The sequence below is a fragment of the Paenibacillus sp. RC73 genome, from assembly GCF_044908085.1.
In the GTDB taxonomy this organism is placed as follows: Bacteria; Bacillota; Bacilli; order Paenibacillales; family Paenibacillaceae; genus Paenibacillus; species Paenibacillus terrae_A.
The window spans coordinates 288,137-302,150 of record NZ_JBIYCV010000005.1; the positions used below are offsets into that span (position 1 = coordinate 288,137).

Annotated in this window: 13 protein-coding genes and 2 pseudogenes; 8 read left to right on the forward strand and 7 right to left on the reverse strand. The window is 40.0% G+C overall.

The window, feature by feature from the left end; all coding sequences use genetic code 11:
- The first annotated feature begins 80 nt into the window (after nt 1-80).
- Nucleotides 81-1,193 (forward strand): alpha/beta fold hydrolase, encoded by a 1,113-nt coding sequence (locus ABH897_RS14395; protein ID WP_404592263.1) that lies wholly within the window; start codon nt 81-83, stop codon nt 1,191-1,193.
- A 326-nt stretch (nt 1,194-1,519) separates the two neighbouring features.
- Here ABH897_RS14395 and ABH897_RS14400 read toward each other — a convergent pair.
- A pseudogene (locus tag ABH897_RS14400) lies at nt 1,520-2,035 on the reverse strand (alpha/beta fold hydrolase); the annotation flags it as partial.
- 15 nt (nt 2,036-2,050) lie between these two features.
- On the opposite strand from ABH897_RS14400, the gene ABH897_RS14405 reads away from it, so the two are divergent.
- From ABH897_RS14405 to ABH897_RS14420, 4 genes are all read left to right on the forward strand, one after another.
- Nucleotides 2,051-2,341: a hypothetical protein gene (locus tag ABH897_RS14405; RefSeq protein WP_404592264.1), complete on the forward strand. Its 291-nt coding sequence runs from the start codon at nt 2,051-2,053 to the stop codon at nt 2,339-2,341.
- Between the two features lie 133 nt (nt 2,342-2,474).
- Nucleotides 2,475-3,041: a helix-turn-helix domain-containing protein gene (locus ABH897_RS14410; RefSeq protein ID WP_134914818.1), complete on the forward strand. Its 567-nt coding sequence runs from the start codon at nt 2,475-2,477 to the stop codon at nt 3,039-3,041.
- A 220-nt stretch (nt 3,042-3,261) separates the two neighbouring features.
- Nucleotides 3,262-4,497, forward strand: coding sequence for a CynX/NimT family MFS transporter (locus ABH897_RS14415; protein WP_283657914.1), 1,236 nt, complete (start codon nt 3,262-3,264; stop codon nt 4,495-4,497).
- A 2-nt stretch (nt 4,498-4,499) separates the two neighbouring features.
- A complete protein-coding gene (locus ABH897_RS14420; protein ID WP_404521843.1) occupies nt 4,500-4,931 on the forward strand; it encodes a universal stress protein in 432 nt (143 codons plus the stop codon).
- 550 nt (nt 4,932-5,481) lie between these two features.
- On the opposite strand, the gene ABH897_RS14425 is transcribed toward ABH897_RS14420, so the two are convergent.
- From ABH897_RS14425 to ABH897_RS14435, 3 genes are all read right to left on the reverse strand, one after another.
- Nucleotides 5,482-6,957, reverse strand: a complete 1,476-nt coding sequence (locus ABH897_RS14425; protein ID WP_283655979.1) for a protein adenylyltransferase SelO — start codon at nt 6,955-6,957, stop codon at nt 5,482-5,484.
- A 63-nt stretch (nt 6,958-7,020) separates the two neighbouring features.
- Nucleotides 7,021-7,242 (reverse strand): hypothetical protein, encoded by a 222-nt coding sequence (locus ABH897_RS14430; RefSeq protein WP_404559671.1) that lies wholly within the window; start codon nt 7,240-7,242, stop codon nt 7,021-7,023.
- Nucleotides 7,243-7,776: 534 nt separating this feature from the next.
- Nucleotides 7,777-8,337: a TetR/AcrR family transcriptional regulator gene (locus tag ABH897_RS14435; protein WP_283655978.1), complete on the reverse strand. Its 561-nt coding sequence runs from the start codon at nt 8,335-8,337 to the stop codon at nt 7,777-7,779.
- Nucleotides 8,338-8,483: 146 nt separating this feature from the next.
- On the opposite strand from ABH897_RS14435, the gene ABH897_RS14440 reads away from it, so the two are divergent.
- Nucleotides 8,484-9,653 (forward strand): alpha/beta fold hydrolase, encoded by a 1,170-nt coding sequence (locus ABH897_RS14440; protein WP_283657912.1) that lies wholly within the window; start codon nt 8,484-8,486, stop codon nt 9,651-9,653.
- Nucleotides 9,654-10,186: 533 nt separating this feature from the next.
- Here ABH897_RS14440 and ytaF read toward each other — a convergent pair.
- Nucleotides 10,187-10,834 carry a sporulation membrane protein YtaF gene (ytaF, locus tag ABH897_RS14445; RefSeq protein ID WP_283655977.1) on the reverse strand — a complete coding sequence of 216 codons (648 nt, stop codon included), beginning with the start codon at nt 10,832-10,834 and terminating at the stop codon, nt 10,187-10,189.
- 134 nt (nt 10,835-10,968) lie between these two features.
- On the opposite strand from ytaF, the gene ABH897_RS14450 reads away from it, so the two are divergent.
- Nucleotides 10,969-11,640: a DUF1232 domain-containing protein gene (locus ABH897_RS14450; protein ID WP_283655976.1), complete on the forward strand. Its 672-nt coding sequence runs from the start codon at nt 10,969-10,971 to the stop codon at nt 11,638-11,640.
- A gap of 453 nt (nt 11,641-12,093) precedes the next feature.
- Nucleotides 12,094-12,759, forward strand: a complete 666-nt coding sequence (locus tag ABH897_RS14455) for an MBL fold metallo-hydrolase (RefSeq protein WP_283655975.1) — start codon at nt 12,094-12,096, stop codon at nt 12,757-12,759.
- 170 nt (nt 12,760-12,929) lie between these two features.
- Here ABH897_RS14455 and ABH897_RS14460 read toward each other — a convergent pair whose 3' ends face one another.
- Together ABH897_RS14460 and ABH897_RS14465 are read right to left on the reverse strand one after the other, a co-directional pair.
- A complete protein-coding gene (locus tag ABH897_RS14460; RefSeq protein ID WP_404592265.1) occupies nt 12,930-13,346 on the reverse strand; it encodes a hypothetical protein in 417 nt (138 codons plus the stop codon).
- Between the two features lie 384 nt (nt 13,347-13,730).
- Nucleotides 13,731-14,009, reverse strand: a pseudogene (locus tag ABH897_RS14465) (WXG100 family type VII secretion target); the annotation flags it as partial.
- Nucleotides 14,010-14,014 lie beyond the last annotated feature (5 nt).

Sequence of the window (14,014 nt, forward strand, 5' to 3'; positions counted from 1 at the left end):
GATTATGCGATACTAATTATTTTTTATGTAGTAACTATACTCTATAGTAAGCACATACCCAAATTGAAGGAGGAAAATATATGTTTAAGCAATATGTAAATAACGAACAATTTAATCTCCAAATTAATCGTTTTATCAATGATTATTATCAAGAAGATGATCGCACAGAAGCAGATTTGGAAAAAATGATTCCGAAATTAAACGATACCCATAGCTGGTATGAAGCTTGGCTGGATTCAGCAAAGAAACGCGAAGATAGCAAGGACTATGACTTAGCCTCAGTCTACTATCAAGCAGCAGAATTTTATCTTGCACCCACAGATCCCAATAAAGAAAAAATGTATCAAAAATATACAGAAACCTTCTATAAAGGCTTTCATGATTTTGATTATGAATCCTACAAGATTCCTTATGAAGACTCCTATCTTCCTGCTGTCAAATTAATGACACCTGGAGCTACGAAAACATTACTTGTCTTTGGTGGGTATGATTCTTACATGGAAGAGATGCTTAAAATGATGAAATTTATGAAGGGAATTCATTACAATATTATTGTATTTGATGGTCCAGGCCAAGGAACTGCATTAAAAAACGGTCTAAAATTCATTCATAACTGGGAAAAGCCCATATCAACGGTGATTGATTATTTCAAATTAGATCGTGTAAGCCTCATAGGTGCTTCTTGGGGAGGGTATCTGGCTATGCGTGCTGCAGCTTTCGAAAAGAGAATCGATAAAGTAGTTGCTTTTAACATTTTCTATTGTGGTTTAGATGCCTTAAAAATGGGTATGCCAGAAGAAACGTATCAGAGTATGATGCAGCTAGTCGATCATAATGAAGTAGATCAAGTGGATTCTTTACTTGAAAAGATGATGACTCACAATATTGATTTACATTGGAAGATTACCAAAGGGATGGAAAACACCGGTGAATCAACTCCTTTTGGTCTCATTAAAAATTTCGAAAAACACACGATGCAAGGCATTGGAGCATTCATTAATCAAGATGTTCTTTTATTAGCTGGAGAAGATGATCAATATGTACCTATTAGCCGACTACCACAAATTCAACAAGAATTAATAAATGCGGCTTCCATTACAACCAAAGTATTTACTAAAGAAACGGGGGGTGAGCAACACTGCCAAGCAGGTCACAGGGAGTTAGCATTTAATGAAATGAAGAAGTTCCTATAACACAGAGAGATAAATACCCAATCACAATTTCTCACATAAAAAATTCAGAGTATGGTTAATGCGGATATTTCATAAATATTTAAAGGAATTATGTATAACGTATGGTTTCCCCAAAAGGGGGAACCGTCTTTTTAGCGTAAGTATTGCCCTAAACATGCCTAGTCTTAATTTACCCAATGGAGAGATATCAATTTGTTACTTCTCCTTGTACCTTTTATATATTTATCTATGGTTTTTCTCTTTTAATTTCATTTACAATCACTTTCTATATAAACCGCAATTAAGATTATAACCTGACAAGCAGGCGATCTATCGTTTCCATCAGATGCTTCTAGAAGAATGACCGCACCGAAGGAATGGCCAATCAAATGCGCACCATTAGTAGCTTCCCCCAATAACTTTTTCAGTATATTCAAATACAGATTGAGAAGATTTTCCTCTCGTTTAAAAGGGGAACGTCCTAATCCTGGAAGATCCAGGATCTATACAGGTTGACCAGTTTTTTCATAAAGCTCTTGTCCGAAAGGAAACAAACCCTCTCCATCACTCAACAAACCATGTAATAAAATAAACGGTTTCCCTTCTCCTTGTAATTGATAAATGGTAGTGCTATCGATTAATGTTCGTTCAAATATATGATTAATGTTGGTCATTTTGATACATCATGCGATAATCCAGATCCGCTACTACGGCTGGGAAAAATTTCATTACACTCGTCTCCTTAAACCAATCTTCTCCCATAATTTTTTTGATGAAATATTTGAAAACTTTCGATTTGTAATAAAGTTCAGTCCATCAGAAGGAATTTGTGTAATTTTACTTACTCCACTATTCATAAGTGCTGTCGCATCAAAGATATGTATGAAGAAGGTGATTACGACAAAGAAGAATACTTGGACAGACTAAAAAAAAGAAAAGCAGATATCAATAAGCTAGAAGCGGAAATTGACGATTATCAATTATTACTTCGAAAACAATCCGATCTTACTAATGACCAAAAAGCCAAAAAGTTTGAGGATGTAATATCTATACTTGATAGCACTTCTGTTGAAATAGAAACCAAAAATGGTCTGCTAAAAGAAATCATTGAGAAGGTTATATATATTAAGAATAACAATTGTCAAACTGACGATGCTTCATTAAGCTAACTGGCAGATTAGTTACATATACGTCAGAATTTTGCATAGGAGTGTAGTCCACCATCCAATACTAATTGTATGGAAAAGAGTCTAGATAAACAGTATACTAGCTATAATTGTTTTTTGTTGAGGTGAATATCAAATGGATGAAATCGATGAATCAAAACAAATTGTATTACAAATCGGCGGTGTCTTGAAAAAGTACAGAAAAGAAAAAAACATGAGCTTAGACGACTTAGCGGAATTAACGGGTGTAAGCAAACTTACTCTGGGGAATATCGAACGTGGCGATACAAATCCAACCTTGGCGATTATATGGAAAATTTCAAAAGGCATATCTTTACCGCTATTGGCTTTGTTGAAATCAGAAGACCCTGTTAGTTTGTATCGAGCAGGCGAAGGACTGCGGTTTTCTAATGATCAAAAAAATTGGATCATTGAACCAGTCTTTAAAAACGCAAGCAACGATATTGAAATGTGTCGGGCTTACTTACAGCCGAATAGCTCGTATCACCCTGAAGGTCATCATGTGAATACAACTGAAATTGCGACAGTAATGACTGGTTCCATTGAAATTCAAGTCAATGGAGAGATTTACACATTGAATCAATATGATACGATCAGTTTTCGTGCAGATTTTCCTCACTCTTATACCAATCATACGAATAGCGAAACAGTGCTCCATATATCCTTAAAGTATGGTTTCTAAAAGTCGAAAATTCCACTTATTAAATACAACTCCGAATTCCATGACGGGAATTCAGAGTTGTATTTTTGTTTTTAGATGAGTTCAGGTGTGTTATAAAATACTTCTTGTTAAAAATAATATACTATACTATACTTTTATTGTTCGCGCGGATGTTATTTCATAGTTTTTCAATCAGCAGGAAACAAATTTTACGTATGAATTCAGTAAGGAGAAATGAAGAATGTCGAACAAACAACATAAAAAAGCCGTACCATCCTCTATAGGACTGATAATTCTCGGCATTATTGTTATTGCAGCTAATTTACGTGCTCCTCTAACCTCAGTCGGTCCTTTAGTGAGTCTCATAAGGGATGACGTTCGTATTTCAAATACATTAGCAGGCCTGATAACAACGGTACCTTTGCTCGCCTTTGCTTTATTATCGCCTCTAGTACCAAAATTAGGACGAAGGTATGGGGTTGAACGTATCATTTTGATTGCCCTAATCTTTCTGACTGTTGGCATTGTAATACGTTCTTTATCTGGCGCAGCTAATCTGTATATTGGGACAGCAATTCTTGGATTCGCAATTGCCGTATGTAATGTATTATTGCCAAGTTTAATCAAAAGGGATTTCCCAAATAAAATTGGCTCCATGACAGGTGTTTACTCAATTTCAATGAGTTTATTTGGAGCAATCGCATCGGGAATCAGTGTACCGCTAGCCGTGAACGCAGGTCTAAAATGGCAGGGAGCATTAGGAATATGGGGGATTCTAAGCTTTGTATCGATTCTCTGTTGGTTACCCCAATTAAGAAATCAAACGAAGCAAACAACCACGACGAGTCAACAGATGGCCAGCAACGATGTGAATGTTTGGCGATCCCCTCTTGCCTGGCAAGTAACCTTGTTTATGGGTATACAGTCCATGGTTTTCTATGTGTTGATCGCATGGTTGCCTGAAATTTTAAAGCAGCAAGGAATTGACTCAAACCAATCAGGATGGTACCTCTCGATAATGCAGTTAGCTCTGCTTCCATTTACCTTTATTGTCCCCGTTATTGCTGGGCGCATGTCTAGCCAACGTTTGTTAGTGGTCATCACAATCATTTTGCTTTTGACGGGAACGCTCGGACTTTTATACGGAAGCTCCAATATCATTCTGTTGTGGATTATAATACTCGGAATTGGTGGAGGCTGCGCCTTTAGTTTGTCCATGATGTTTTTCGGTTTACGTACTGAAAATGCGCATCAAGCAGCGGAACTGTCTGGCATGGCGCAATCGATCGGATATCTTCTTGCCGCAATCGGTCCTGCCCTTATAGGATTTCTGCATGATGCGACAAATAGTTGGAATCTGCCACTTTTCATTCTCCTTGGCGCTTCGGTCTTACTCTTTTTAGTCGGTATAGGAGCAGCAAGAAACCGTTTTGTAGGTAGCCGAAATAGTTACGAGCTGCCACGGAAAGGACGATAAATATGTTTGACAAAATTATTGTGGCAATTGATAAAGCTGAAATAACGAACAAACTCCTCAATGCAACTGTTGAAATAGCCCGAAACAAACAAACTCAAGTTACCTTGGTTAATGTCAGCCAGGGGTATGTATCGAATGGCATGACATATTTACCAGAGAATTTCTTGGAAGAAATATTGAACGAAATGGAGAAAGCGAGTTTGGAACAGTTGCAACAAGCCAAATCCAAATTAGAATCTGCGGGGATTAACCCGGAAACACTTCATCTTAAGGGAGATCCTGCACATGAAATATTAAATTATGCAAGAGATTCCGAGCAGCAACTCATTATTATTGGAAGCCGTGGGCTAAGTGGCATAAAAGAAATGATGCTTGGAAGTGTCAGCCACAAGGTTTCACAGCTATCAAGTTGCCCAGTCCTCATTGTGCATTAACTCCTTCGGGAACTGCAGAGATGATGCATTGTTATACTAACGGAGAACTTTAGTTCAATAAAACAGCGACAGTCTAGGACTTTATTTACTCGTCCACGGCTGCCGCTGTTTTTATAGCTGGGGCCAGTCTAGTACTTTATTTTTTTTCTACAACAATGGCGATGTTCCGCAAGTAGAAGCCTTGTTTAAGTAGGTGTATTTTGGGGACATGACACCAATGACAAGTTGATTAAAGCCACACTACGAATACCCCTTATAGGGCTCTCATGGAAGTATGTATCCGAATTCGCCGGGTTCAGAGAAGCATTAGCCACTTGTTTTTTATTTTCAACTTCTTTTTGAATATCATCTTGCAAATGACCCAGTCCTTCGTTTTCAAAGGCATCTGAGATTGAACATGTGTACAGTTGGCTGAATGGGAAGAATCATGGTCAAAAATGGATGGGAGGAGATGGCCCTATCGCCTTTAAATTCTTCGAGTTCTCGATACCCTTTAAAAATACCCAAAAGAAAAAAGGGCTTAAGTACATGCCCTTTTAAAGTTTCCAAATCAGGTACCGCAAAAGGTTCGATAAGGAAGGGTGGATACCTCAGGCAGTGTTGAGTAATCAGCCTGTTCGGGAGAGTACGCGTAAGGATTCGCAAGAACTCCAAGAAGCCGCTCCATCACACTGTAGTCTTCTTGTTTAACCGCCGCTTCCAGTGCTTCTTCTACCCGGTGGTTGCGTGGGATTAACGCAGGATTACTGCTGCGCATCAGTTGTTGCGAAGAGGCTTTCGTTTCCTGCTGTCTACCCAGTCTTGCCTGCCACTGTTCATGCCACTGGGCAAATTCCTCAGTGCCATACAGGACTGCATCTTCAAGCTTGTCCAAAGTTAAGGCACGGAAGGTATTGGTGTAGTCCGCACGATACTTTTGCATGATACTGAGAAGGCCTTCAATAATAGATAGATCCTGCAACTCTTCATTAAAAATACCCAGCTTCGCCCTCATTCCCATGAGCCAATTACGGTGATACATCTCGGTAAAATCTGCAATTGCATCCTCGGCCAGTTTTATAGCCTGCGCCTCGTTGTCATGCAGCAGCGGCAGGAGGGTCTCAGCAAATCTCGCCAGATTCCAAGCGGCAATACTGGGCTGATTGCCATAGGCATAACGGCCCTGAACGTCAATGGAACTGAATACCGTCTCAGGATCATAGGTATCCAGGAAGGCGCAAGGACCATAATCAATCGTTTCTCCGCTGAGGGCCATATTGTCGGTGTTCATCACCCCGTGAATAAAGCCGACGAGCTGCCATTTGGCAATCAGCCCTGCCTGACGTTTGATCACTTCTTGTAGCAAGAAAAGATAACGGTTCTCATCACCGTAAGCCTCCGGATAATGTCTTTGCAATGTGTAATCTGCCAGGGCCCGGAGATCCTGGGTATTGCCCAATGCTGCGACGTATTGAAAGGTTCCGACGCGCAGATGACTGGCCGCCACACGAGTCAGAACGGCACCCGGCTGCTCGGTTTCCCGGATTAATGACTCACCGGTTGTAACCACCGCCAAGCTGCGGGTGGTAGCAATGCCAAGCGCATGCATAGCTTCACTGATGATATATTCGCGCAGCATCGGCCCAAGTCCCGCCCGGCCATCGCCCCTGCGGGAGTATGGAGTTCTGCCTGAACCCTTAAGCTGAATATCCACCCGCTCGCCCAGGGGAGTAATCTGTTCGCCAAGCAGCACTGCCCGGCCGTCTCCTAACATGTTAAAATGCCCGAATTGATGTCCTGCATAAGCTTGAGCAAGAGGTACTGCACCTTCGGGAACCTCGTTGCCTGCAAGAACCGCAGCGCTATCATTGCTTCGCAGCGCTGCGCCGTTCAACCCAAGAGATTTTGCCAATGGGTCATTAAGAATGACCCGTTTCGGTAAGCGTACAGGAGTTGGCTTGAGCCTTGTATACAATGTTTCCGGCAGATGAATATAACTGTTGTCGAAGTTCCACCCTGTATCTTCTATTTCTTTTTTCTCCGTCATAATATCTCCTTTTACTTTTATCGTATCTTAGTTGTCCTTCTAGTGTATACTTCTGCCCATTTATTATCGCCTATCCATTCTGGGTTTATAAATAACCCATTCCGAATTTCCCAGTAATTGAATAATTCCATTTAATAGGGCTTCATATTCCAAGTCTTCTGCATTTGCTGGCTTAATTGCCTCCACAAGATCTGCCCCCGTTGATCCGGGTGTAACTATATCAACACCGGATTCAATCATTCCTCTGCGGCATAGGTCTACATTTGAACCATCCTTTTTATACAAACGAATAACATGTACAATTGGAACCTGATTCGTTCTGCAAGACCTCCAAGATTGTCTTCACCCGAGGAATTACTTCATGGGTTCCTTTTATTTCGGCGATGGCACCGGGCAAGCTAAAGTCATTTTGAGTATCAATTGTTATAACAGCACACCTTGTGAAGTTTGGGTTTGTATACTTATCCATCACTGGTCCACCTTCAATTGGAATAAACACCCATATTCCCACATTGGTAATTTTAGTGAAGTGTATATAATTGATCTCGCCCCCTTCTTACATTCGAAAGGCATAACGTTCTTATAGTGCAGACTCGCCAGACTTAGCCTTGCAAGTTTGTCTGCCTGCCACTTACTTCTTATAGATTTACCTCAAACCTATTCTTGTTCTTATTCCAAAAAGCTAACGCTCTAATGAACTTATCCATTTCTTGTAAAGGTTGATTTGTATTTCTTATTAATTCATGAATCTTAGGTAAAGTTTTATTAAATGCTTCTCCAATAGTACATGAATTGGAATCACTGAACTTGACATAGTAATTAGGATCGTAACTGGTTAAAAATATATTCCTGCATTTGATCTAAAAAAAGAATGATGTTAGCATCTTTGCCATTTTTCAAAACCCAATGAATAGACATCATGGAGTTAGCAGCATATAGTTCAGCTAAATACTCCAATGCGATCGAACTTGAAGACATCTGTTGCTTTAAATAAGCTAAGCAAGTCCTAAACAAAATTTGTTCAAATTCCTTACGTAGATCAGCTGTTACCTCATGAACGGCCAATAATGTTGAAATCTCGAGCTTATTTTTAATCATTTTATCGGTTACAAGTTCTATGGCATTGGCCACTTTGCCATCTTCCATTGAAACAAAACGCTGTTCAATCTCAATTTTAAAATCAGAAGCATACTGTTTAACTATTTTTTCTAGCAAGTCGTACTTATCCAAAAAATGACTATAAAAAGTAGAACGTCCGATAAGAGATTGATCACAAATTTTTTTGATCGTAATATCTTTAAAATCATTTTGTTGGAGTAATTCAATGAGAGCTCGTTCAATAGCGATTTTTGTTTTGTAAATTCTGATATCTTCATTCATTTAACCACTTGCTCCTTTTGTGTAAGTTTTCGAACACTTCATGTATAACATGTAAGATATCCTACAGATGATACGATATTAATTATGTTTTAAGTAGTAACTATGCTCTATAGTAAGCACATACCCCAATCGAAGGAGGAAAATATATGTTTAAGCAATATGTAAATAACGAACAATTTAATCTTCAAATCAATCGTTTTATCAATGATTATTACCAAGAAGATGATCGAGCCGGAGCTGATTTAGAAATAATCATTCCGAAATTAATCGATACCCACAGCTGGTATGAAGCCTGGCTGGATTTTGCAAAGAAACGTGAAGATAGCAAGGACTATGATTTAGCCTCAGTCTACTATCAAGCTGCAGAATTTTATCTTGCACCCATAGATCCCAATAAAGAAAAAATGTATCACAAATATAGAGAAACCTTCTATAAAGGCTTTCATGATTTTGATTATGAATCCTACAAAATTCCTTATGAGGACTCCTATCTCCCTGCTGTCAAATTAATGACACCTGGAGCTAAAAAAACATTACTTGTCTTTGGTGGTTATGACTCTTACATGGAAGAGTTGCTTAAAATGATGAAATTCATGAAAGGAATTGATTACAATATTATTGTATTCGATGGTCCAGGCCAAGGAACTGCATTAAAAAACGGTCTAAAATTCATTCATAACTGGGAAAAGCCCATATCAACGGTGATTGATTATTTCAAATTAGATCGTGTAAGCCTCATAGGTGCTTCTTGGGGAGGGTATCTGGCTATGCGTGCTGCAGCTTTCGAAAAGAGAATCGATAAAGTAGTTGCCTTTAACATCTTCTATTGTGGTTTAGATGCCTTAAAAATGGGTATGCCAGAAGAAACGTATCAGAGTATGATGCAGCTAGTCGATCATAATGAAGTAGATCAAGTGAATTCTTTACTTGAAAAGATGATGACTCACAATATTGATTTACATTGGAAGATTACCAAAGGGATGGAAAACACCGGTGAATCAACTCCTTTTGGTCTCATTAAAAATTTCGAAAAACACACGATGCAAGGCATTGGAGCATTCATTAATCAAGATGTTCTCTTATTAGCTGGAGAAGATGATCAATATGTACCTATTAGCCGACTACCACAAATTCAACAAGAATTAATAAATGCGGCTTCCATTACAACCAAAGTATTTACTAAAGAAACGGGGGGTGAGCAACACTGCCAAGCAGGTCACAGGGAGTTAGCATTTAATGAAATAAAAAATTCCTATAACAACTGTAAATATATATTTTTCATACGCAACATACCCATCAAAATCGTAGTTCCATAGCTTCAATCGTTGTTATCCAATCGGCAAGTAAAAACCGACTCCAACTATGGGGTCGGTTTAATCATGCGGCTCAAATTGCTTTAGATACGCTAAGTGTTCTATGGACAGTTCATTCTTTTTATTTTCTAGTTTCTGGCTCTCATTAATGCCCGATCCTTTTCTTTTAATCGCGGACATGCGTAACAGTAACCAAATTCACGATCCAAGCAATAAGCCAGGCAACAAGCTGTTTTCACTAGCATTTTTTGATCAGGGATATTTGGGTGTTCAATGAAGAACGCACTAGCATCGACATCGTGTGTGAGCAATTTGAAAAAAGAAATGATCCTGATGAATGTGACGGTTGACAGCGCGAACCTGGCTGTTGAGTAGTGAGCGCAAAGCGAGCGCCACCTCCACATTCTGCAACGGCTTCGTCAAAGGGCCAGCTCAGAAATTTGCCTCTTGCCTTCCGGACCTGAACAACGCACAAAGAAAAAGCCATCTCTCCACTGCAACAGTGGAAGGATGCTTTGAATTAGCGGTGCGCTTACTTACCCAAAGAAAGAATTGCAAGCAATCAAAATAATGATAACTCCGCTTAAGACCGTGCTGAACTGACCTAATGTGAAAGAACCGATGCGAATCGCCGACAATTTTTGTCCCAGGATCAGACCTAGCCAGACCGTGATATAACTGCCAATTGCCGCAGTCAGAGAGATCGCGAGCGGTGACAGTCCTATCAGACCTGCACCGATCCCATTGGTAACGGCATTAGCGGCAAGTGCAACCCCCAGCACCGCTGCCTCAAGGTATCCAATAGATCCTGATTTGTCTTTATCCACGGTTTCGGGATTTTGCAGAATTCCTTTGAGTGATCCGCCTGACACAGCCTCCCCAGCTTCTTCACTGTCCTGACTGGATTCCTGCTTCTTACGCGGTACAGCCAGCAGAATGATGCGGGCACCGACAATGAACAGCAATAACGCTCCAATCAGGACGGGGAATATGCCCGGAAGAACCTTAGCCAGCCACTGACCGGATATGATCCCTGTCATGCTAAGGATGAAACAGATGACCGCAATGATTAAATTTGATAAATAGTTAATACGGATCCCCCGAATCCCATAAGATATTCCAACACCCAAATTATCCAGACTGGATGATATGGCAAAGCCAAAAATTAAAAGCCAAGCAACCATCGGGTTCTCACTCCTTGTTGTCAATTTACAGTCATACTATTGAGCATATTGCAAAAAGGTGCTCATCATTTCTAAAAATGTTGAGATCCCCTCAACATTTGATCAACACCAACACAAGGTGAGGTGAACTGCAAATGTCCGATGAGAAGAGAAATGTCACACTGGGCGAGACACTGGTCTCCTTGCTGAAGGAACGTTCTTTGTCTATGCGCAAGCTAAGCGCCGCTACCGGCATTGACACGGCCACGATATCGCGGATCGTTAACGGGAAGCAAAGAGCCAAGCCTGAACATCTGGAAGCTTTTGCCCTTCATCTTGATGTTCCTTCCGCTCCACTCTTCCAAGCTGCTGGTTATGGTGCCCCCGCCCCCCCTACTCATCAGAACCAGCCGAACGATATCTACTCCTCCATCAACAGCATTAAAGAAATTCTTCAAGCCTCCAACCTCATTGACCACCAGTTTAATGCCGAGCTGGTTCAGAAAGAACTGAGCAAATACGAACCCTATGTCCTAACCGAAGAAGGGGCGCGGATTATCCACAATGACTTTCACGGTAAAGTAAAAAGTGTCAACGGCGCGGGACCGTTCATTGAGGAGCTCAAGAGAATGTATCAGCTCTACAGTAGCGATAACATCACCCTGGAGGAGCGCTCGATCCTCGGCAGCGGCTTATTGTACTTCGTCTCCGCCACAGATATCATCCCCGATTATGTATTTCCACTAGGTTATCTGGATGATGCGATTGCCGTGCAAATCGTACTGGATCGCCTCCAGGATATGAGGAACAACAAGCCCCAGCCGTGACCTTTGATTGCTAGAATGTTTGATAGTGCAAGAGCTTATGTTGTCATGGCTCGGCAAAAAGAAGCTGTCTCCCTGTGCAGAAAGAACTCTGCACAGGGGACAGCCTCTTTTTCTTTGTGTTCCTCTTTGTAGCCGACTAGCACAAATTCAACAAGAATTAATCAATGCGACTTCCATTACAACCACAGTATTTACCAAAGAAACGGGCGGTGAACAACACTGTCAAGCAGGTCTTTTGCTACCTCCAATGTAAACGAACAAGTGGTTGTAAAAGTTACACCATTTACGCAAATAGTTTTTTCATTGAAACCTCCGTATCTTTTTACGGTCTCAGTACGTTTACAAGGAGAAATGAACTGAAAACAGGAAAGTAGGGGTATAAAAAAATGGTTTAGGAATCGAATGATGCAAAATGCTGTATGTATAAATTTCATTTTACGGAGGCTCGATATTATGGAAATTTCAAAGGGAGTAGAAATGCTTCATCTAGATTTTCATGGGAATATTATTCACCCCATTCTTTTATGGGATCGAGAAATGGCTGTTTTAATAGACACAGGATTCCCAGGGCAAATTGAAGATTTACGCGTGGCCATGGAAAAGGTAGGCGTGTCGTTAGACAAACTAAAAGCTGTGATTTTGACACATCAGGATGTGGATCACATAGGCAGTCTTCCCGAGATTTTGCAGGAGTGTGGCCATAATATTAAAGTATATGCACACGAACTGGATAAGCCGTATATTCAGGGGGAGATACCTCTTTTAAAAGATAGTCACCTTGAGAATCCCCCGAAGGGCAAAGTGGACGATACCTTAATAGATGGTCAGGAACTGCCGTTTTGCGGCAGGATTTGCGTCATCCATACTCCTGGGCATACTCCTGGTCATATCAGCCTTTATTTAAGGCAAAGTAAGACTCTCATTGCCGGGGATTCGATGTACAGTGTAAACGGGATTCTCGGGGGAATTCATGTCCCGACCACACCGGATATGAATGTAGCTCGTCTCTCATTGAAAAAGTATTTAGATCTCGACATTGCATCCGTGGTTTGTTATCACGGGGGGTTAAGTAATGTAAATGTTAATGATCAGATATTAGAACTTAGCCAGGAATTATAAAGTTCAGGTTTCAAGCGTTGGTTATCCAATCAGCAAGTAAAAACCGACTCCAATTATGGGGTCGGTTTAGTTCATTCGTTTTACCCGTTACTCAATGGAGAAGTCTATAATAACGTTTATAACTGTTGATCCATTCTTCTTTTGAAAAGTCTTTAAAATCATGTGGCTCACTATGAATTTAATCTCGTTAGAAAATCCTCTAGCATCTTCTTAGAGACAATACCCGCTTTTGGAAGCAAATCATTTATACGATTCAATATGGACGGTTTGTCTAGTATCATTTGTTTGCTTTCTTGGGTTGTAAAGCTTCTTAGAGTATCTATATATATCTCAAATAGTTCCTCATCTTCAGTACTTAGCAATGATAATAGAATTTCCAGTTCATACTTGTTGCAAGAAGTATCCAAACAATAAGCAAGTTTTTTCTGCCATTCTAGCGGTCTATTATGCACAATAATTGATAGCTCCTGCCAATCTTTTGAACTGAACTTTGATAGCTTTTCAGATGCCATAACGCACCCTACATCATACCAAAAATCAGTAGTATGCTGGTATTCTGTTATAAATTCATCTAAATCTGTATACAATTTAGTTTCCTCCATTAAATTAATTAATGAACCATATTATTTAGTTAAAACCTGGTGTGTGAACACCACCTGTAGAAAAACCTGAGATTACTTTATTTCCATCTTTCATTACCTCTATTTCGATCCCATTTATTGTACTTCTGTGAAGAGTTATCCCATCTCGTGTTCCAATACTTGGGGTATCTCCAACTTTTTTTATCATTTTTAGGTCAGAGTTGCTTTAGCTGCTTCTTGATTAGTAACACCGTTCTTGCTGAGAATCCACATATTCCCTACGAGTTTCTTGTCATATTCATCATAATCTGGCTTATCTTATTCTACTCCCTTCGTATTCATCATTACCATGGACGCCGCAAGTGCAGGAAAACTACCGGTAACTCCGATCATATTTCCCTGTTCAGCATCTACCAATCTAAATTTATCAGCATGATGACGAAGTTCTTTTACAATAGAGTCTGTAAGCGCAACAAAACACTCCATATTATTCCGTTAAATGTGAAATTTGTAGTAGAATCACTCCTTCGTTATGTCATCCCAAATTCATTCCATAGACGAAATTTGCTGCATAAAATGGCTATTCATTTGAGTTGCCGTTTGCTGTGCAAGCTCAAATTGTTTGGAAACCATCATGAGTTGCTCAAGGGTCACTTTAAGGATCGTCATAAATC